This window comes from Vibrio coralliilyticus (genome assembly GCF_024449095.1).
Taxonomy (GTDB): domain Bacteria; phylum Pseudomonadota; class Gammaproteobacteria; order Enterobacterales; family Vibrionaceae; genus Vibrio; species Vibrio coralliilyticus_A.
This window is the reverse complement of the sequence record NZ_CP024627.1, coordinates 2,171,186-2,190,882: the sequence shown is the minus strand read 5'-3', so window position 1 is coordinate 2,190,882 and position 19,697 is coordinate 2,171,186. Positions and strand designations below refer to the sequence as shown.

Here is a 19,697-nt window from a genome sequence, read left to right as displayed (position 1 = left end):
TTCATTATTCAATACTATTTTATCCGCAGCATTTTTTAAACTTTTTACCACTGCCACAAATGCATGGATCATTGCGTCCTACTTTGAGATTTTTGACTGATTGAGTCAGCCTTGAATCGACCTCAGGTTTGGGAAATGTCCCATCAATATAGTACCAAAGCCCATTCTCTCTCACAAAGCGCGAACGTTCTTCCAAGCAGTGTTGTACACCTTCCTCGTTGAAATAGGCTCTGAATGACACAAAGCCTTCGTCTTTATTAGAGCCTGGTTCACAACTCGTGACTTCCAGTTTATACCAATCGCTTTCTACCGACTGTTCAATGCCCTCACGTTGCTCACTGGCTTGGCAAGTCGGATGGTATGTATTGATGACATAATCGACGAGACGCTTTACATGGGCGCTATAACGGGAACGCATTAATTGTTCTGGTGTGGTTGCTTTCGCGTGATCAAGATGAATAGGCTCACAGCATTCGCTGTATGCCTTGTTATTACCACAAGGGCAGTACTTCATGACGGCTCCGACGAAGTGTTATTTGGTTGAAACTGAGAGCAGATCGGCTGTCCACTTTAGTGATTCTTCATAGCAATCGCTTAGGTCTTGTGGCTTGAGTCCTAAAGACTCACAAAGATGCGATACCTCTTCCCAATCTGCCAGCTCGTACGCTTCAGTTAACATAAGAATTTTGCCTAGTATGCCTGCATTTTGTGTTAACGCTAGTTTTACTGACTTATCGATGGGGATTTCGTTCACAATTTGTTCTAAGGGCTTATCGAGTAGGCTATCAAGTAAGGAAAAGATTCCAGTGAGGAAGGCTTGGCCAGACTCAGGCTGGGTGGCCATTTTTGAGCCCAGTAGTTCACAGTATCGCGCTCTTTGTATCGATAAGCTGTAAAGGTAGTCAGGCTTATTGTCTTGAGTGGAAGCCAGAGAAACTAATGAAATAAACTTCCGTAGCTTCTCTTCGCCTAAATAAACCAGTGCTTGTTTAAAAGATTGAATTTGCGTCTGAACAATGGATGAAGAATTAACAAAAGACAGCAGTTTAAAGGAAAGGCTAACGTCTTTACTAATCAGGGACTCTATCTTTGTATAGTCCAGATCATCTTTGGCAATCTCTTGCATAAGCTGAATGACGGTAATGAAAGAGGCTTCTAGTGCTTTACGTGACAACACTTCGGGTTTACTAAAAAAATAGCCTTGAAAGTATTCAAAACCCGCTTTTTTGGCCTGTTCAAACTCTTCATAGGTTTCTACTTTTTCGGCCAAGAACAAAATATTAGAGCCTGCTAACTTCATTATAAATAAGCGGGCTTTCTCTATGGGCACTAATCTGATATCAAACTTGATGATAGAAACATAGGGTAAGAACGCTTTCCACTCTTTACTCGGGATAAAATCGTCCAGTGCGATTTTGTACCCCATTTTTGCCATCTCTCTGATTGCATCCAATAACTCTTGTGTGGGGGGGCAGTCTTCAAGCACTTCAACAACCATATTGTCCTTGGGAAACATGGTTGGGACTTTGTTAACGAGGCTTTGGTAGGGAAAATTAATGAACCCCAATTTGTCCCCGAGTGTTTCGTAATGCGTACTAAGAAAGTGGTCAGACAATAAACGACTGGTTGCGAGCTCAGGATCGATTTCAGGGAAGGTGTTTTTAGGACCGTCCCTGAATAGAAGTTCGTACCCTACAGTTTGTTTATCTCTGTTTAGTATGGGTTGTCTGGCTATGTAAGAGTTTTTCAAAACCTAATTCCAACGTCTTATTAGTCATAAAATCGGCCGAATTCCAACCAATAAGCAAGAGAGATTAGTTGGCTTGTTTTATTGAAGCCTTAAATGGCCTCGCTTCCAACTTGAAGCTATTTTTAGCATAGACCAGAACTGAGCCTTGAGTGTACCAATCCCCTAAAACAACACGAGTTTTTTCAGTATTTTGAACTGTGAACACATGAACATTAGGGCGATGAGTGTGACCATGAATCATCAAGTCTACCTGATGTTTTGCCATCACCGCTTCAACTTCTGACTGGGTGACGTCCATGATGTCGAGGGATTTGGTCTGCTTGTCAGAACGTATGTCAGATTGAACTTTAGCGACAATCTTCTTTTTGATGAACATTGGAATACGGTTAAATATCCATTGTAGCCATGGTTGATGCACTTTCTCTCGGTACTGTAGGTATTTGACATCCTCAGTACATAGCGTGTCTCCGTGCAACACGACGGTTTTTCTACCATACAAATCAATCACGGTTTCATCGCCTAACAAGGTCACGCCAGTTTGTTTAGCGAAGCGCTTTCCGACTAAAAAATCACGATTACCTTGGGTGAAATAACATGGAGTACCTGAAGAGGTAAGATGCCTAAACTCGTTACGAATTTGGTTAGCAAAATCAGAGCTATCATCATCGCCAATCCAGAACTCAAATAAGTCACCGAGTACGTACAGCGCATCTGCATGAATGGCTTCTTCACGCATAAAACGGATAAAGCAATCAGTAATGTCTGGTGTGGTTGGGGAGAGGTGGAGGTCTGCGATAAATAGTGTGGTCATATTTTCTGAGCCTGAAGACAGAAGGAGGGAGAGCAATGTGCTCTCCCTCACAATCATTATTCTTCGATTGTGGTGCCAGTGATCACAACGTCTTCAAGAGGTACGTCTTGGTGCATGCCTTGAGAGCCAGTGCTAACGCCTTTAATCTGGTTAACGATATCCATGCCTTCAACCACTTCAGCGAATACACAGTAACCCCAACCGTCTAGGCTTTCGCTACGGAAATCTAAGAAAGTGTTGTTGTTCACGTTGATGAAGAACTGTGAACTTGCTGAATGAGGTTCCATAGTACGCGCCATTGCCAGCGTACCTACTTTGTTGCTTAAGCCGTTGTTTGCTTCGTTTTTGATGGGAGCGCGAGTTGCTTTTTCACGCAGACCAGATTCCATGCCGCCACCTTGGATCATGAAACCGTCGATAACACGGTGGAATAATGTGTTGTCGTAGAAACCATCACGGCAGTACTGCAGGAAGTTCGCGCAGGTTTCTGGTGCTTTTTCTTCGTTTAGTTCAACTTTGATGTCACCAAAATTAGTGTGAAGGGTGATCATGATGATGTCCTTTATTTATGACTTTGACTTAAAGTCTGAATTCTATATGAACTTTTACCACTTTTATACGTGAAAAGTGTCTATCTAGGAGGGATTAATGAGTTTGTTGACGTCTTTTTAAACATTTCAGGGATGACCTAATGGCTTGCATATTGGTATACTGAACCACTACTTTGTTTCACCTAAATAATCAGATAGAGATCATGTTAAAGATATATAACACACTCACAAGACAGAAAGAGGAATTCAAACCAATCAATGCTGGCAAAGTCGGCATGTATGTCTGTGGAGTCACCATCTATGATCTCTGTCATATCGGTCATGGTCGTACATTCGTTTCTTTTGACGTAGTGTCTCGTTACCTGCGTTACCTAGGTTATGATCTTACCTTTGTCCGCAATATTACGGATATTGATGATAAAATCATCAAGCGCGCGAACGAGAATGGTGAAAGCTGTGACTCTTTAACAGAGCGCCTTATCGGTGAAATGCACGCTGATTTTGATGCTCTGAATATGAAGCGCCCGGATGTTGAGCCACGTGCGACGGAGTTTATTGCCGAAATTATCGAGCTGGTTGAAAAGCTGATCGAGCGCGGCTTTGCATACGTTGCTGACAACGGTGACGTCATGTTTGAAGTTGGTCAGTTTGATGAATACGGTAAGTTGTCAAAGCAAGATTTAGATCAGCTTCAGGCTGGGGCACGCGTCGATGTTGAAAGCGCGAAACGCAGTCCGTTAGACTTCGTGCTATGGAAAATGTCTAAGCCTGGCGAGCCTACGTGGGAATCTCCATGGGGCGCGGGTCGTCCAGGTTGGCATATTGAGTGTTCAGCAATGAACTCATCTATTTTAGGCAATCATTTCGATATTCATGGTGGTGGCTCGGATCTTCAATTCCCGCATCACGAGAATGAAATCGCTCAATCATGCTGTGCGCACGACACTCAGTATGTGAATACTTGGATGCACAGTGGCATGGTGATGGTCGATAAAGAGAAAATGTCGAAGTCACTGGGTAACTTCTTTACCATTCGCGATGTGCTTGGTCATTATGATGCAGAAACAGTTCGCTATTTCCTAATGTCAGGACATTACCGCAGCCAGTTGAACTACAGTGAAGAAAACCTGAATCAGGCTCGTGCATCTCTTGAACGTCTCTACACCTCGCTACGTGGCTTAGACCTAACAGTACCAGCTGCTGGTGGTGAAGAGTACGTTAAGCGCTTTACCGAGGCCATGAACGATGATTTCAACACACCAGAAGCATATTCTGTGTTGTTTGATATGGCTCGTGAGATCAATCGCATTAAGAATGATAACTTAGAGCAGGCGAGTGCAATGGGCTCATTAATGCGTGAATTGGCGGATGTGATTGGTATCCTTCATCAAGAGCCTGAAGCTTTCTTAAAAGGTGATGCAGGTAATGATGACGAAGTGGCTGAGATTGAAGCGCTTATCAAACTGCGTAACGATTCGCGTGCTTCTAAAGACTGGGCAAATGCTGATATGGCACGAGATAAGCTAAATGAGATGGGTATTGTTCTCGAAGACGGTCCAGAAGGAACCACTTGGCGTCGTAAATAACTGATCTTTTCGAGGGCTGTTAATTCAGCCCTTTTCTTTTTTATAACTTTTTATACGGGTAGCAACTAGTGGCTCAGATGTATTTCTATTACTCAGCAATGAATGCGGGTAAATCCACCACTCTTCTTCAATCCTCTTTTAACTACCAAGAACGTGGCATGACACCTGTGATTTTTACAGCCGCTTTGGACGACAGATACGGTGTGGGCAAAGTAAGTTCTCGTATTGGTCTTCAGTCAGATGCACACCTATTTCGTGCGGACTCTGATTTGTACCAAGAAATCGCCGCACTAAATGAAGTCGAAAAGCGTCACTGTATCTTGGTTGATGAGTGTCAGTTCTTGACCAAAGAGCAGGTCTATCAGTTAACTGAAGTGGTGGATAAGCTTCATATCCCGGTCTTGTGCTACGGCTTACGCACAGACTTCTTAGGTGAGTTGTTTGAAGGCAGCAAATACCTTCTGTCTTGGGCTGATAAACTGGTTGAACTGAAAACCATCTGCCATTGTGGACGAAAAGCAAACATGGTCATCCGCACAGATGAGCATGGTAATGCCATTGCTGAGGGCGATCAGGTTGCGATTGGGGGTAATGACCGCTATGTATCAGTGTGCCGCCAACACTACAAAGAAGCGCTTGGAAAATAAAGTGAACAGACAACAAAAAACGGAGCACTAGGCTCCGTTTTTTGTTGTATTCGACTAATTCGGATTGCGCAAAGCAATCAGAGATTAACGAGCACGGAAGACGATGCGACCTTTGGATAGATCGTATGGAGTCATCTCTACAGTTACTTTGTCACCAGTAAGAATACGGATGTAGTTCTTACGCATTTTACCAGAGATGTGAGCAGTAACTACGTGACCGTTTTCTAGCTCAACACGGAACATTGTGTTTGGAAGAGTATCAAGGACAGTGCCTTGCATCTCAATTACGTCTTCTTTAGCCATTTAATCCTCTTTTAAAAATGGATAATTTCTACCAGCTTAGCGTGCCGATAAAAATGAAATAAGTAAAGTTGGGGCGTATTCTACCCTTGCCAACGCTGATTTACTAGCCTTTGATGACGCTGAAAGCGGACTTTGTAATTCATTGCCGGGCATTCGTCAATCTGATAACCCAAATAGAGCCACTGTTTTCCTTGTTGGCGGCAGTATTCAAGCTGAAACATCACACCCAGAGTCCCGAGAGATAATTCGTAATCTGGGTCGAAAAAGGTGTAAAACGCGCTGGCGGAGTTGGAAAGAATGTCTGTGACGGCGATAGCAATCAAACGATCTTGGTCGTAAACATGTAGATACTGAGTGTTAAGCCAGTGGCATTGAGAAAATTTGGCAAACTCATTCTGCTTAGGAGGGTACATGGTTCCGTTACGATGGCGAACATTAATATAGTGAGAATACAGTTCAAACCAGCCAGGAATCATTTCATCTCGCAGTTCCCAAGTTAAATGCTGTGCTTTATTACGCAAGCGCTTTTGACTTTTGGAGAGCTCAATATCTGGGATAGAGACTCTGAGTGCTTGACAAGATTGGCAATGATCACAATGTGGCTTATAGATGGTATCTCCACTGCGTCGAAACCCGTTCGCCAGTAGCACTTCATAGCTTGAAGCGGTGTGCATGGCTGGATCGAGAGCGACAGCCACTCTCTCTTGCTTATCTTTGAGATAGCTACAAGGGTGACTGTCGGTCAATCCAATGCGGATTTGTTGCAGATCGGAACTCATTGATTCTCCTCTGATGCCAGCTTAAGCCACTGAGATTTAAAACTGTTGTCGAGCAGCTTTTCCTGTCTTAAGGATAGCAGGCTTTGCATAAACACTTCTCTCTCCAGAACTTGCGCTCCTAGAGACTTTAAATGAGGGTTCATGACCTGACAGTCGATCAGTTTGCCGTTCATTGAGGTGAAATATTCGCAGAAATACCATAACGCGATTTTGGATGCATTGGTTTCTCGGCTGAACATAGACTCTCCACAGAATACTTGGCCAATCGAAAGCCCATACAGGCCTCCAATTAATTCATCATGGTTCCACACCTCGACAGAATGGCAGTGGCCAAGAGAAGCCATTTGCTTATACGCGGAACGCATTTCCTCATTCAACCAAGTTTCATGTTCTGAGCGCATTGATGCACAGTGATCAATGACGGACTCTGTTGCTAGGTTGATACTGATCCGATATTGATGCTTTCTTTGAAACTTTTTAAGACTTTTAGCCGGTTTAAATGTCTTAGGATCAAATACAGCTCTCGGAGATGGGCTCCACCATAAAAGAGGCTCACCTGGCCCATACCACGGGAAAATCCCATTCTGGTAAGCGAGCAAGAGACGATCTGGAGAAAGGTCGCCACCGAATGCAAGCAACCCATTTGGATCATTCAGGGCTTCGGATGGAGGCGGAAACCAAAGTTTGTCTTCGTCGAGTTCAGTTAAATAAATCGCCATGACGCAGGAGAACTATGATGAAAAAATGGCTTTGGATCTTATTCATTTTTCCGCTCGTTGCCAATGCAGCATATGAGAGAAATCAGGCCAGACCTGTGAATCAAGTCGTGTTTGGTGAAGTTGATTCCGTTCGTTATCTCACTCAGCAAGATATTGTCAAAGCTGAATTATCTGGTTGGGAAACGCTGCTTGGCGCTGTCGTGGGCGGTGTTATCGGCAACCAGTTTGGCGGAGGAACTGGGAAGGAAGTTGCCACAGCAGTGGGCGCTGTGGCGGGGGCGGGCATTGCGCACAATCGAGCGAATCAAGAATATAAAATCGAGTACAGGTTGGTCGAACTGCTGATTAAAACAGAACAAGACAAGCTGATTGACGTTATTCAGGATGTCGACAACACCATGTTGTTTGAACGCGGTGACAAAGTACGGATACTGTATTTCGATAACGGTGTAAGGGTCGATAAAGAGTATTGATTCGCCCTATGTATTGCTATTGCATAAGCCGAATAAAAGATCGCGACTAATTGTGATTTTGGTCTAGTTTTAGGTGTCGATTTTAGATAGGCTGCAACTACGAAGAATTGTTCATCGCTTGCTTAGGAAGGCAAAGCGATCAAGGAATAACGAAATTTAATGGAAAGCCTTACGTTACAACCTATCAATAAAGTCAATGGTGAGGTCAACTTACCAGGTTCAAAGAGTGTTTCAAACCGTGCGCTACTGCTTGCAGCTTTAGCGAAAGGGACGACTCGTCTTACTAACCTACTCGATAGTGATGATATTCGTCATATGCTGAATGCATTGACAAAGCTTGGTGTGAATTACACATTGTCACAAGACAAAACGGTGTGTGAGGTTGAAGGTCTAGGTAAAGCGTTTGATGCGCCAGAAGCCTTAGAGCTCTTTTTAGGTAATGCGGGAACGGCAATGCGACCTCTCGCTGCTGCTTTATGTCTGGGTAGCGGAGAGTATGTGCTGACGGGCGAGCCTCGTATGAAAGAGCGCCCGATAGGTCACCTAGTTGATGCACTTCGTCAAGCTGGTGCTGATGTTGAGTACTTAGAAAATGAAGACTTTCCTCCACTGAAAATTAAAGGAACGGGCCTGAAGGGCGGTACGGTTGAAATTGATGGTTCGATCTCAAGTCAATTCCTGACGGCATTCTTGATGTCTGCGCCGCTGGCACAAGACGATGTAACCATTAGAATCGTTGGTGAGTTGGTGTCGAAGCCATACATCGATATTACTCTGCACATCATGTCGCAGTTCGGTGTTGAAGTAGAGAACAATGACTACCAGGAATTTGTCATCCGTAAAGGCCAGTCTTACGTTGCTCCGGGTGATTTTCTAGTCGAAGGTGACGCATCCTCTGCGTCCTATTTTCTCGCTGCTGCTGCGATTAAAGGTGGGGAAATTAAAGTAACGGGCATTGGTAAAAAGAGCATTCAAGGCGACATTCAATTTGCTGACGCATTGGAGAAGATGGGCACCGAAATTGAGTGGGGAGATGATTATGTGATCGCCCGTGTTGGTGAGCTTAATGCGGTTGATATGGACTTTAATCATATCCCTGACGCTGCAATGACCATTGCGACCACGGCCCTTTTTGCAAAAGGTACGACAGCGATTCGCAATGTCTATAACTGGCGTGTCAAAGAAACCGATCGCTTGTCTGCAATGGCAACGGAGTTGCGCAAAGTGGGGGCTGAAGTGGAAGAAGGTGAAGACTATATTGTTGTAACACCGCCAGAAAACCTGATCCATGCAGCTATAGATACCTATGATGACCACCGAATGGCGATGTGTTTTTCTTTGGTGGCATTGAGTGATACCCCTGTGACCATCAATGACCCGAAATGTACGTCAAAGACCTTCCCGGATTACTTTGACAAGCTGGCTTCTTTAAGTTGCTAGAAATAAAAGCCCTGACGTTGATTATCAGGGCTTTTATCTTCAGTCTTTTAAGGAAAACTCTGTCGAAAGGTGGTGCGCTAAGTACTTGAACATGTTGAACACTGCGGTGGTGTTTGCTGTCGGTAACCCTTCACTATCCAAGAAGTAATTCCCCTTAAACACTAAGACATCGTCCTTTTCTTCGACACTGTCTGCACGCATACCTTCAACATAATCTTCGTGTTCCTGAATGAGGTGGTTAGCAATCAACAGCAGTTCGAATTTGGAAATAGCTTTCTTGTCGGTCATGTTTTATTACTCGTTTATCAACGCATCTCTATAATAGAAGCAATTGTAAAAGGGTTGAAGCTCAAAGCCATTGCGACAGATCAATCCAGTGAACCTGACGGGATAACTTAGGTTTTGTGACCGGAGGCATAAATTCTTTCGTTGCAGTAGCAGAAGCAATGGAGCCGCGTTTAGTATGTGGCACTTTCGAAGCACCGAGACAATTGCCATTCGTCGATTTGTCGACCAGTCAATGTTGAATTTTAAAAAAGATATTGATCTTCTTGGTTTCTCGCTCAATAGTAAAAAAAGAAGCAATATTTTAAGTATGTCGTGCGTTAAATCTCGAAATCATATTAAGGACACTTGAGTCAATATGGGTAAGTCACTCGTTATTGTGGAGTCGCCTGCTAAGGCTAAAACCATCAATAAGTATTTAGGTAAGGACTTTATTGTTAAGTCCAGTGTGGGTCATGTACGCGATCTACCTACCGCCGGTCAGAGTACCGGCCAAAAATCAGCGGCTGTCTCAACGAAAGGTTTGAGTGTTGAAGAAAAAGCTCGAATCAAAAAAGAAAAAGACCGCAAAGCACTGATCAAAAAAATGGGTATTGACCCATTTAATGGTTGGGAAGCGAATTATCAGGTTTTGCCTGGTAAAGAAAAAGTGGTTGCGGAGCTACAGAAGCTCGCGAAAGACGCAGATAGCGTCTACCTCGCAACCGATTTGGATCGCGAGGGAGAAGCTATCGCTTGGCACCTTCGTGAGATCATCGGTGGCGATGAAGAGCGATACAAACGAGTTGTCTTTAACGAAATTACTAAGAACGCGATTCAACAAGCTTTCCAGAAACCGGGTGAGCTCAGTATGGATGGTGTTAACGCCCAACAGGCACGCCGCTTTATGGATCGTGTTGTGGGCTTTATGGTTTCACCACTGTTGTGGAAAAAGGTCGCGCGTGGCCTGTCTGCTGGCCGTGTTCAATCGGTTGCTGTAAAACTATTGGTTGAGCGCGAACGCGAAATCAAAGCGTTTGTTCCAGAAGAGTTTTGGGATATTCACGCGAATACCAAAACCGCTAATAAAACGGATTTCCGTCTTCAGGTTGCCCAGAAAGATGGTGTGGCGTTTAAGCCATCTAATGAAGCTGAAGCGCAGTCAGCGATTGCTGTTCTGGAAAAAGCAGCATACGAAGTTTGTAAACGTGAAGACCGCCCAACGTCGAGCAAGCCTTCTGCTCCGTTCATTACGTCAACGCTTCAGCAAGCCGCCAGTACTCGTTTAGGTTATGGTGTTAAGAAAACCATGATGTTAGCTCAGCGTCTGTATGAAGCGGGTTATATCACGTATATGCGTACCGACTCGACGAACTTGAGTGCAGAAGCAGTAGAAGCGGTTCGTGGGTTCATTGGTGATGAGTATGGTGACGCTTACCTTCCGGCTAAACCGAATGTCTATGGTAGCAAAGAAGGTGCTCAGGAAGCTCACGAAGCGATTCGACCTTCAGATGTGGCAGTGAAAGCTGATGATCTGAAAGGCATGGAAGCGGATGCGCATAAACTGTATTCACTTATCTGGAATCAGTTTGTCGCGTGTCAGATGACACCGGCGAAGTATGATTCTACGACAGTGAGCGTCAAAGCTGCTGAGTACACGCTTAAGGCCAAAGGCCGCATTCTTAAATTTGACGGTTGGACGCGCGTGCAGCGTCCATTGGGTAAGAATGAAGACCAGATACTGCCTGCCGTTCAGGTTGGTGACAAGGTTGATTTGATTCAATTAGATCCTAAACAGCACTTTACCAAACCACCTGCACGTTTCACTGAAGCGGCTTTGGTTAAAGAGCTTGAGAAGCGAGGTATTGGTCGTCCGTCAACGTATGCATCCATCATCTCGACCATTCAGGATCGTGGTTACGTTAAAGTTGAACAACGTCGCTTCTATGCTGAAAAAATGGGTGAAATCGTAACGGATCGCTTAGACGATAGCTTCCATGAGTTGATGAATTACGAGTTCACATCTCGCATGGAGGAGAAGCTTGACCAAATCGCGGAAGGTGAAGCGAACTGGAAGAAAGTGTTAGATAATTTCTTTGGTGACTTTACTAGTGATCTTGAAAAAGCAGAGCAGGACGAAGAGCAAGGGGGCATGAAGCCGAACCATATCGTTTACACTGATATCAAGTGTCCGACGTGTTCGCGTGAAATGGGGATTCGTACGGCCTCAACGGGCGTATTCCTTGGTTGTTCAGGTTATGCTCTTCCGCCAAAAGAACGTTGTAAGACCACCATCAATTTAGGTGATGAAGAAGGCATTATCAATGTTTTAGAAGAAGACGTTGAAACAGCAGCACTTCGTGCGAAAAAGCGTTGTCCGATCTGTGAAACCGCTATGGACGCTTACTTGATTGATGATAAGCGTAAACTACACGTGTGTGGTAACAACCCTAACTGTGATGGTTATGTTGTTGAACATGGCGAATACAAGGTGAAAGGGTACGATGGTCCAGTTGTCGAATGTGACAAGTGTGGCAGTGACATGGTTCTAAAGAACGGTCGCTTTGGTAAATACATGGACTGTACCAGCGAGACATGTAAGAACACGCGCAAGATCCTGAAAAATGGTGAGGTTGCACCGCCTAAAGAAGATCCAGTTCATCTTCCTGAGCTACCGTGTGAAAACTCAGATGCATACTTTGTATTACGTGATGGTGCTTCAGGTTTGTTCTTGGCAGCAAGCACTTTCCCTAAGTCACGTGAAACTCGTGCTCCTCTTGTGGAAGAGTTAGTTAGATTTAAAGATCGTATTTCTCCGAAATTCCATTATTTGACAACGGCTCCAGAAAAGGATCCTGATGGTCTTCCAATGGTGGTACGTTTCAGTAGAAAATCGAAAGAGAACTACGTTCGTTCAGAGATAGATGGAAAACCATCGGGCTATACTGCGCTGTACATTGATGGTAAATGGGAAATTACTGATAAACGTAAGAAAAGCGCAAAGTAGAGTAGTTCGTTTAAATTGAATGGGAAAAGCAGCCTAGCAGTAGGCTGCTTTTTTATTATTTGTAGGTTAGGTCGGAATGGGATTTATTGTTTGTTATAAGCCATGTCTTGAGTTCATTAAACTGCCATCTGTTTTTCATATAATTGTGACAACAAAACGCGAATTGCGATCTAAGTCATCACTTTGTAGGCGTTGTGTTAATGGTCTGTTTTATCTGAATATGATTGTGTGACTTACTTCAGAGCCATACAAAGCAAACTTTATCGCGTTCAAGGTATAACATCTTTTAAATTGTAAATTTAACGAAATACGGTAATTTATAGTAAACCCTGTGCACAGTGAAACTATCAATTTCAAATGAAACATAAAATGGATTTATGTGCGATTGACAGGCTAAAAATTCCATTTCGTATGTCTGCATGAGTTCAGGCTCGCAACGAGGAAGACAAAGATAAGTCCCCGATATACAAGCTTATCTGCAATTAAAAATTATTATGGAGAATAAATAATGGCTGGTGTTTTAGGAATGATCCTTGCTGGTGGAGAAGGCTCTCGCCTTCGTCCGTTAACAGAGTCCCGCAGTAAGCCTTCGGTTCCTTTTGGTGGTAGTTATCGTCTTATTGATTTTGCTCTCAACAATTTCGTCAATGCTGACTTAATGCGCATCTATGTACTGACTCAGTTCAAATCTCAATCCTTGTTCCATCACCTTAAGAAAGGGTGGAATATAAGCGGCATTACTGATCGGTTCATTGACCCTATCCCGGCACAAATGAGAACGGGTAAACGTTGGTATGAAGGTACTGCGGACGCCATTTACCAGAACCTTCGTTTTATGGAATTAGCTGAGCCGGATCAAGTCTGTATTTTCGGTTCTGATCATATTTATAAAATGGACATCAAGCAGATGTTAGATTTCCATAAAGAAAAGCAAGCATCTCTGACGGTTTCGGCATTGCGTATGCCGCTATCTGAAGCTTCTCAATTTGGTGTTATTGAAGTCGATAAAGAAGGGCGGATGGTTGGGTTCGAAGAAAAGCCGACACAGCCTAAGCCGATTCCTGGTGATCCTCAACATGCATTGGTTTCTATGGGCAACTATGTTTTTGAAGCTCAGCCTCTGTTTTCTGAACTGATTGAAGACGCGGACAATCCTGAATCATCCCATGATTTTGGTAAAGATATCATTCCCAAAATGTTCCCGCGCGGTGACGTGTTTGTTTATGACTTTAGCACTAACCGTATTACAGGTGAAAAAGAAGAAGTTTACTGGCGTGATGTAGGGACAATCGATGCTTACTGGGAAGCGCACATGGATTTGCTTGAAAAAGACGCCCCCTTCTCTCTATATAACCGTAAGTGGCCATTGCATACCTTCTACCCAGCACTTCCACCAGCAACGTTTACCGACTCTGATAACGGTCGTGTGCAGATCATTGACAGTTTAGTGTGTAATGGCAGTTATATTCGCGGGTCCCGAATTGAAAAGTCTGTATTAGGATTCCGCAGTAATATTGCATCTGCGTGTGATATTAGCGAAAGTATCCTCTTGGGTGACGTGAAAGTCGGTGAAGGCTGTATGTTACGTCGCGTTATCGTCGATAAAGATGTAGACATCGCACCAGGTACACAAATTGGTGTCAATTTAACGGAAGACAAAAAGCACTTTCACGTGTCTGACGATGGAATTGTTGTCATTCCTAAAGGAGCACGAGTTGGCTACTAAGAATTTATCTATTCTGTTTGTAGCATCGGAAGTTGAAGGGCTGATAAAAAGTGGTGGTTTGGCGGATGTAGCCAAAGCACTGCCTGAGGCTCTTTTCAAACTGAATCAAGATGTACGAGTAACATTACCGGCTTATCAAAACATTCCTCATATTGACTCAGCCCCGATTGTGTTGGAGACGAAGCTGGACTATTGGCCTCATACTGAATATAAAGTTCGGGAATTGGGCCTTGTTGGGCTGAAGGTATACGCCATTGATTGCCCGAAATATTTTCAGCGCCCAGAAATGTACGCAGAAAATAATCAGGCATATAGCGATAATGGTGAACGTTTTGCTTTTTTCAGTGCCGCCTGCTTGGACATGTTGGCCAAGCTAGGTTTTCAACCCAATATTATTCATGCTAACGACTGGCATACGGGCTTCGTACCTTATTTGCTAAAACACCGATACGTCCAAGCTGAGTTTTTCGCAGAAACCAAAAGTATCTTGTCAGTGCACAATGCGGTGTTCAAAGGGGTATTCAGTTATGAAGAGCTGCAATTTCTTCCTGAGATGCATACCCGATATGCACCTGACGCTGCCGTAAGTCCAACGCATGTCACTATGCTCAAAGCCGGAGTCATGAGCGCGGACAAAATCAATGCTGTTAGCCCGACTTATGCTGAAGAGCTAAAGACTGAGCTGGGAAGCCATGGTATGGCAGCGGAGTTTAAGCACAGAGAAGGTGATTTAGTTGGAATATTGAACGGTTGTGATTACTCGGCATGGAACCCTGAAACCGATCCGTATTTGCCTGTTAACTACAAGCCAAATCATCAAAGTATGGTGACAGGGAAGAAGGCCTGTAAAAAGGCATTGCAAGAAAGGCTCGGCTTGGTCGATAGCGATGTTGCAATGTACGGCATGGTTTGTCGGTTGACGAATCAAAAAGGGGTTCACTATCTCCTGCCGATTTTAAGTCAGTTTTTACGCCATGATGCCCAACTTGTCATAGTGGGGACAGGGGATCCTGTCCTTGCATCTAAGCTTAAAGATATCGAAGCTTTACACAGTGAGAAGTTCAAATTCGTAGAAGCGTACGATAATGAATTAGCTCACTTAGTTGAAGCAGGTTCTGACTTCTTCCTTATGCCGTCAGAATTCGAACCTTGTGGCTTAAATCAGATCTACAGTATGGCCTATGGCACATTACCGATAGTGCGTGGTGTGGGAGGGCTGAAGGATAGTGTAAGTGATTATGATGTTGACCCTGATACTGCCACTGGTTTTGTGTTTGACTTACCAGAACCAAAAGAATTGCTGCTCACTTTACAACGTTCTCTATTGTTATTTGTTCAGAACCCTAACGAATTACAACGTGTTCAGCTGCATGCGATGCAACAAGATTTTTGTTGGAGTAAAGCGGCCGATGAGTATCTGAATTTGTATCTGAGCGCATTCAAATAATACATTTTGCTATGAAAAAGGGCGCCTATTACGGCGCCTTTTTAGTAAAATTTAGGGTTAATTTGTGGTAATGATGAGTGCAAATCGCATAAGCTGACTTAAAATTGCATAAGTTTGTGATACTCTCCTGACACATCCCCTTTGACCTAATGAACTGAAGAATTTATGAGTGACCGTCTTCTTTTCCATAAGACATATTTGCATCCAACTAGCCAAGAGTGGGTGGTGTTTGTGCATGGTGCAGGGGGGAGTTCATCCATTTGGTTCAAGCAGATCAAAGCTTATCGCCAGCATTTCAATCTACTTCTGGTGGATCTGAGAGGACACGGAAAATCAAGCCCATTTCTAAAAGAACTCATATCCAATCGCTATACATTTAAGGCGGTGACAGCAGATATTCTTAAAGTTCTGGATCATCTGAAAATTTCTTCCGCTCACTTTGTGGGCATGTCGCTAGGCACTATTATTGTGAGAAATCTAGCCGAAATGTCGACAGGAAGAGTTAAATCGATGGTTTTAGGAGGCGCTGTAACACGCCTCAACACTCGATCTCAGGTTTTGGTTAGGTTAGGCAACATGTGCAAGCATATTGTGCCCTATATGTGGTTATATCGCTTGTTTGCTTATATTGTTATGCCACAACGAACTCAGAAAGAGTCTCGCCACCTGTTTGTTCGTGAGGCAAAGAAGCTATGCCAGAAAGAGTTCAAACGTTGGTTCATCCTCACGGCAGAGGTGAACCCCTTGATGCGTTACTTTAAGGAGCGTGAATTACCGATCCCAACTTTGTACTTAATGGGAGAGAGGGATTACATGTTCATCCGTCCTGTAAAGGAGATGGTGGCTGCGCATCGCAGAAGTACACTACTGGAGATTCCGGATTGTGGGCATGTTTGTAATGTTGAACGCCCTGAGGAATTTAATCAGTACTCGATTGCGTTTATCAAAAGTCAGAGCGCGCATGCTTAGACTGGGCTTGTTGCCCCACATTGCCAGCATACCCCAAACTGAGCTTCATTTGATTCACCACACTTTTCACAATGCCACTCGTTACCGAAGTCGGACTGTTTAAGATGCTGTTCGACCATCGTGCAGGCTTGTTCTGCCATTTGAGTATCTATTAGCCAAACATAAGGTTGTGAGCTTTCACCGAAGGGGACTTCTCCTTGCAAGCCAAAAATGCCTTCTCCTCTAACTTCACAATCGATATGGTTCGATTTAAGAAGCTCACAGATAATATGAGCTTCTGGTGGGGTATTTGCAGTGAATATCTTCAAGAAGAGCTTCCATCTTGAGCTTGAGGTACACCTTTAATCTTACCCATCACCCATTTAGTCACAACAGGGAAAAGCCCTAGTAGGGCGAAAGATGCTAATACAGATGGAGAAACAATGCCGGATAAGCTATCAATTTGCGCCAGTTGTGTCCCCGCATTCAGGTAAACGGCAGTACCCGGTAACATACCCAATTGACTGATTAAATAGAACCTAGCTGTTGAGATCGGTGTTAACCCCATCAGCAGATTGATGAGGAAAAATGGAAATACTGGGATAAGACGCAATGAAAATAAGTAAAATGCACCATCTCGCTCAACACCCTGGTTAATGGCCTTCAATTTGTCACCAAACTTACTTTGTACCCAGTCTCTGAGTAAGAAACGGCTGCTTAAAAATGCCAAGGTCGCACCTATGGTGCTGGCAAAGGAAACGAGCAGTAAGCTGGTCCAAAAGCCGAATAGCGCAGCGCCAAGTAAGGTAACCACGGCAGCTCCTGGAATTGAAAATGCGGTAATAGCGATATAAGCCAGAAAGTATGTAACGGCGGCCAATGTAAAGTTATTATTGATGTATTCGGATAGCGCCGCTTGCTGAGCTTTGGCGTTTTCTAATGTTAGATATTGTCCGAAATTGATTCCGAGAAAAGCAATCAGGCTAACCAGTAGGATACCTAACACAAGCTTCTTATTCATAACGACTTCCTCTGTTTTGAGCTTGAGGCAAACGCGCTCAATAAAATTGTTAACAAATAAGAACTGTTTAGCAAAGATTAAATTTCATCAGCGATGAAAAAGCCAACCTATTCGGTTAATGCCGTTCGGATAAGCATTAACGCTTATACCTAAATGGGTATTTGGGTGGGACAAAAAGGACTGAACGTGGATACGTTCGGTCCTTCCTTTTATCCGGTAAAATGAAGTGACTTATGTTCTCCCTCATTTGCTTGAGTTTGCTCGGTAGAGTTCCGTCAGGGCTAAGCGCTAGCCAACGTAGCTGGGTATCTATCAAATTTATTGCCGCTGTAAAGCTCACTCTAGTTGGCCTTACCTCAGCGTCTTTAGCAATATGAACCATCTCTAAGCGCACCAAATTGTACGCCAGCAATATTCCCCAGAGCTCTTGTCTAACACCAGCAGCAAAACGACTTCTCAAGGTGACTTCATTTTGTAACTGAGTTTGTTTTATCTCACCGTAACCTTCTTCTATTTCCCAGCGTTGCCAATAGACAGTCAATAAGTCTTCTAATGAGTATTTCTCAGGATCAACCAGTGAAGTTATAAAGCCTTCAATTTCACCTTTTGGGTCTTTGTAGAGGATGAGGCGTGCTTGCCAATGAGTCGGCAAATTAGGGTTATTGCGCTGAGCTTGCTGTGAAACAGGCATAGAGATAAGCATGTCGTTTTCAGCAAAACGCTCCAAAACTTCATATCTTACTTTGCGTTTCACAGGGGTTAGCCAGTGGCTATTGGAGGCAGCAGCATTCCACGATATCAATAGGTCGGCAGAAAAGTAGCAACGATCAAACAATGTGAGTGAGTTTGCTGGCACGTCTCCTAATAATCGGCGTGCCAGTGTTGTCTCACCGACCTGACAAGCATCGAATGCAGCCCCTACCATAAAACGTGTCTCGGTAGCCATCAGACCGACCAAGCGCAGTTGAGGATAAGGTTTATGTTTTTGAGAAATGAATCCAAACGCTTGCGCATTGTCTTCTGAATCTTGGCAACGAAAAGTGGTACCATCCACGGCCATAATGTTTAGCCCTAGCGCCTTATCCTTTACTAGCGCGTCGCTCTCCCATGCCGCCATAGAGGTTTTAAACAAAGCAGCGAGAGGAGCTTCGTCCAAACGTCGCCTAGAGTCAGTAAGTACGCTAGGTGCAACACGAGACCAAGAATCCTGAGGCTTAGGTTGGAGAGCTAGGTCAAGAGAACTGCATACTTCTTTGATTGATTTATTCCGTTGCAATCCCATCCAAATGACGAGCCAGACGGCTTGTTGCGCTGGTAAGCGTCGCCTTCTAATGCTTGCTTTAGACGTATCAAGCAAAGCTTGTTCTATCCATTCAAGCTGAATGGCATTAACTACAGACTCATAGTTTTTACCATCCTCGATAGTCTCATGTGCCAAAAGCAGCTCTTGAGCAAACATAAAAAATCCCCACTAACTTTGTTAGTGGGGATTATCATACGATCTCAGGATCGTTCAAGTCTCTAAAACGATCGGCATTAAACCTATTCGGTTGGCTTTTAAACAATTAGCGACTTAACTATTGAGTTTATTGACTAACTCCTGACGGCGCTCAGGAGGAATGACTGACCAATGTTTGCCATTGATAGCCCCTTCTAGAGCCCAGAGCAGTTCGAGTGAAACATCCGCTGAGTGGGTTGCCTGAATAGCTTTAAACGCTTCTACAGAGCCCGCTTCCTCTAGATTTTCCACGCTCTCGATTCCTGCTTTCTTGAGCATTCGCTCGGTTGCAAGGCGGAGGTTAGGTAAGTCCTTGAGGCGATTTGGTCGAGTCTTCGCTTGCGATGTTTTTTCTTTTTTGGCAATGGCCAACGCACTTTGTGCCAACGCAAGGGCACGAGTATGGCAAGAAGCTACATCATCCGTTAAAGCAAAATATTTGGTAACGACGGGAAAGCCTCGTTTTTTATAAACGTAGGGTTCTAAGCCTTCAGATTTGAATTGATTAGCCAGCTTGTCGTCGGCGCGGATATGGAGTTTATCGTTAACTACCAATGCGAACATTGTGTCGTCTGCGAAGATTCCGAATCCACCGAACATCGAACGTGACTTTATACGACCAAGCTGATCAAAAAGTCGCATCGAGTCTTTAAGTATTGGTTTATCCATGCTGTGTTATCTCGGTGTATATTATTATACGCCACCAAATTCAGGTCCGAGAGATTAG

The 19,697-nt window shown here is 44.0% G+C and carries 20 protein-coding genes; 8 read left to right on the top strand and 12 right to left on the bottom strand.

Going from position 1 to position 19,697, the window contains the following annotated elements; all coding sequences use genetic code 11:
* Positions 1-19: 19 nt before the first annotated feature.
* From CTT30_RS10195 to CTT30_RS10180, 4 genes are all read right to left on the bottom strand, one after another.
* The gene (locus CTT30_RS10195) at positions 20-514 is read right to left on the bottom strand and encodes a YchJ family protein (RefSeq protein WP_252035067.1); all 495 of its coding nucleotides are present in this window, start codon (positions 512-514) and stop codon (positions 20-22) included.
* 18 nt (positions 515-532) lie between these two features.
* Positions 533-1,750, bottom strand: a complete 1,218-nt coding sequence (locus CTT30_RS10190; RefSeq protein ID WP_252035065.1) for an EAL and HDOD domain-containing protein — start codon at positions 1,748-1,750, stop codon at positions 533-535.
* Positions 1,751-1,814: 64 nt separating this feature from the next.
* Complete coding sequence (lpxH, locus tag CTT30_RS10185; protein WP_252035063.1) at positions 1,815-2,561, bottom strand: UDP-2,3-diacylglucosamine diphosphatase; 747 nt, start codon at positions 2,559-2,561, stop codon at positions 1,815-1,817.
* Between the two features lie 56 nt (positions 2,562-2,617).
* The gene (locus CTT30_RS10180; RefSeq protein ID WP_006962924.1) at positions 2,618-3,112 is read right to left on the bottom strand and encodes a peptidylprolyl isomerase; all 495 of its coding nucleotides are present in this window, start codon (positions 3,110-3,112) and stop codon (positions 2,618-2,620) included.
* A 203-nt stretch (positions 3,113-3,315) separates the two neighbouring features.
* On the opposite strand from CTT30_RS10180, the gene cysS reads away from it, so the two are divergent.
* The gene (cysS, locus tag CTT30_RS10175) at positions 3,316-4,698 is read left to right on the top strand and encodes a cysteine--tRNA ligase (RefSeq protein WP_239838232.1); all 1,383 of its coding nucleotides are present in this window, start codon (positions 3,316-3,318) and stop codon (positions 4,696-4,698) included.
* Positions 4,699-4,766: 68 nt separating this feature from the next.
* Complete coding sequence (locus CTT30_RS10170) at positions 4,767-5,345, top strand: thymidine kinase (protein WP_239838233.1); 579 nt, start codon at positions 4,767-4,769, stop codon at positions 5,343-5,345.
* Between the two features lie 84 nt (positions 5,346-5,429).
* On the opposite strand, the gene infA is transcribed toward CTT30_RS10170, so the two are convergent.
* The 3 genes from infA to aat form a co-directional block, all read right to left on the bottom strand.
* Complete coding sequence (gene infA, locus CTT30_RS10165; protein ID WP_001040192.1) at positions 5,430-5,648, bottom strand: translation initiation factor IF-1; 219 nt, start codon at positions 5,646-5,648, stop codon at positions 5,430-5,432.
* A gap of 80 nt (positions 5,649-5,728) precedes the next feature.
* Positions 5,729-6,427 (bottom strand): arginyltransferase, encoded by a 699-nt coding sequence (locus CTT30_RS10160; protein WP_239875444.1) that lies wholly within the window; start codon positions 6,425-6,427, stop codon positions 5,729-5,731.
* Positions 6,424-7,146 (bottom strand): leucyl/phenylalanyl-tRNA--protein transferase, encoded by a 723-nt coding sequence (gene aat, locus CTT30_RS10155; protein ID WP_252035061.1) that lies wholly within the window; start codon positions 7,144-7,146, stop codon positions 6,424-6,426. Before aat ends, CTT30_RS10160 begins: the two co-directional genes overlap by 4 nt.
* Before the next feature lie 17 nt (positions 7,147-7,163).
* Between aat and CTT30_RS10150 the strand changes: the two genes are divergently transcribed.
* Positions 7,164-7,619, top strand: a complete 456-nt coding sequence (locus tag CTT30_RS10150) for an outer membrane lipoprotein (RefSeq protein ID WP_239838277.1) — start codon at positions 7,164-7,166, stop codon at positions 7,617-7,619.
* Between the two features lie 159 nt (positions 7,620-7,778).
* Positions 7,779-9,059 carry a 3-phosphoshikimate 1-carboxyvinyltransferase gene (gene aroA / locus CTT30_RS10145; protein WP_239865702.1) on the top strand — a complete coding sequence of 427 codons (1,281 nt, stop codon included), beginning with the start codon at positions 7,779-7,781 and terminating at the stop codon, positions 9,057-9,059.
* Between the two features lie 39 nt (positions 9,060-9,098).
* Here aroA and CTT30_RS10140 read toward each other — a convergent pair whose 3' ends face one another.
* Entirely contained in the window at positions 9,099-9,347 is a 249-nt protein-coding gene (locus tag CTT30_RS10140; protein WP_239875441.1) for a YciN family protein, read from the bottom strand.
* Positions 9,348-9,702: 355 nt separating this feature from the next.
* On the opposite strand from CTT30_RS10140, the gene topA reads away from it, so the two are divergent.
* From topA to CTT30_RS10120, 4 genes are all read left to right on the top strand, one after another.
* Positions 9,703-12,330 (top strand): type I DNA topoisomerase, encoded by a 2,628-nt coding sequence (gene topA / locus CTT30_RS10135; protein WP_252035060.1) that lies wholly within the window; start codon positions 9,703-9,705, stop codon positions 12,328-12,330.
* A 508-nt stretch (positions 12,331-12,838) separates the two neighbouring features.
* Complete coding sequence (gene glgC, locus CTT30_RS10130) at positions 12,839-14,056, top strand: glucose-1-phosphate adenylyltransferase (protein WP_239865705.1); 1,218 nt, start codon at positions 12,839-12,841, stop codon at positions 14,054-14,056.
* Positions 14,046-15,503: a glycogen synthase GlgA gene (gene glgA / locus CTT30_RS10125; RefSeq protein WP_239865706.1), complete on the top strand. Its 1,458-nt coding sequence runs from the start codon at positions 14,046-14,048 to the stop codon at positions 15,501-15,503. Before glgC ends, glgA begins: the two co-directional genes overlap by 11 nt.
* Before the next feature lie 165 nt (positions 15,504-15,668).
* Positions 15,669-16,472: an alpha/beta fold hydrolase gene (locus CTT30_RS10120; RefSeq protein WP_239865707.1), complete on the top strand. Its 804-nt coding sequence runs from the start codon at positions 15,669-15,671 to the stop codon at positions 16,470-16,472.
* On the opposite strand, the gene CTT30_RS10115 is transcribed toward CTT30_RS10120, so the two are convergent.
* The 4 genes from CTT30_RS10115 to CTT30_RS10100 form a co-directional block, all read right to left on the bottom strand.
* Entirely contained in the window at positions 16,469-16,780 is a 312-nt protein-coding gene (locus CTT30_RS10115) for a putative signal transducing protein (protein ID WP_252035058.1), read from the bottom strand. The genes CTT30_RS10120 and CTT30_RS10115 overlap by 4 nt on opposite strands.
* Positions 16,777-17,472, bottom strand: coding sequence for a TVP38/TMEM64 family protein (locus tag CTT30_RS10110; protein WP_239838243.1), 696 nt, complete (start codon positions 17,470-17,472; stop codon positions 16,777-16,779). Before CTT30_RS10110 ends, CTT30_RS10115 begins: the two co-directional genes overlap by 4 nt.
* A 136-nt stretch (positions 17,473-17,608) precedes the next feature.
* Positions 17,609-18,931 carry an IS4 family transposase gene (locus CTT30_RS10105; protein ID WP_252034657.1) on the bottom strand — a complete coding sequence of 441 codons (1,323 nt, stop codon included), beginning with the start codon at positions 18,929-18,931 and terminating at the stop codon, positions 17,609-17,611.
* Positions 18,932-19,045: 114 nt separating this feature from the next.
* On the bottom strand, positions 19,046-19,639 hold the full coding sequence (locus tag CTT30_RS10100) for a TfoX/Sxy family DNA transformation protein (protein ID WP_252035056.1): 594 nt from the start codon (positions 19,637-19,639) through the stop codon (positions 19,046-19,048).
* Positions 19,640-19,697: the final 58 nt, after the last annotated feature.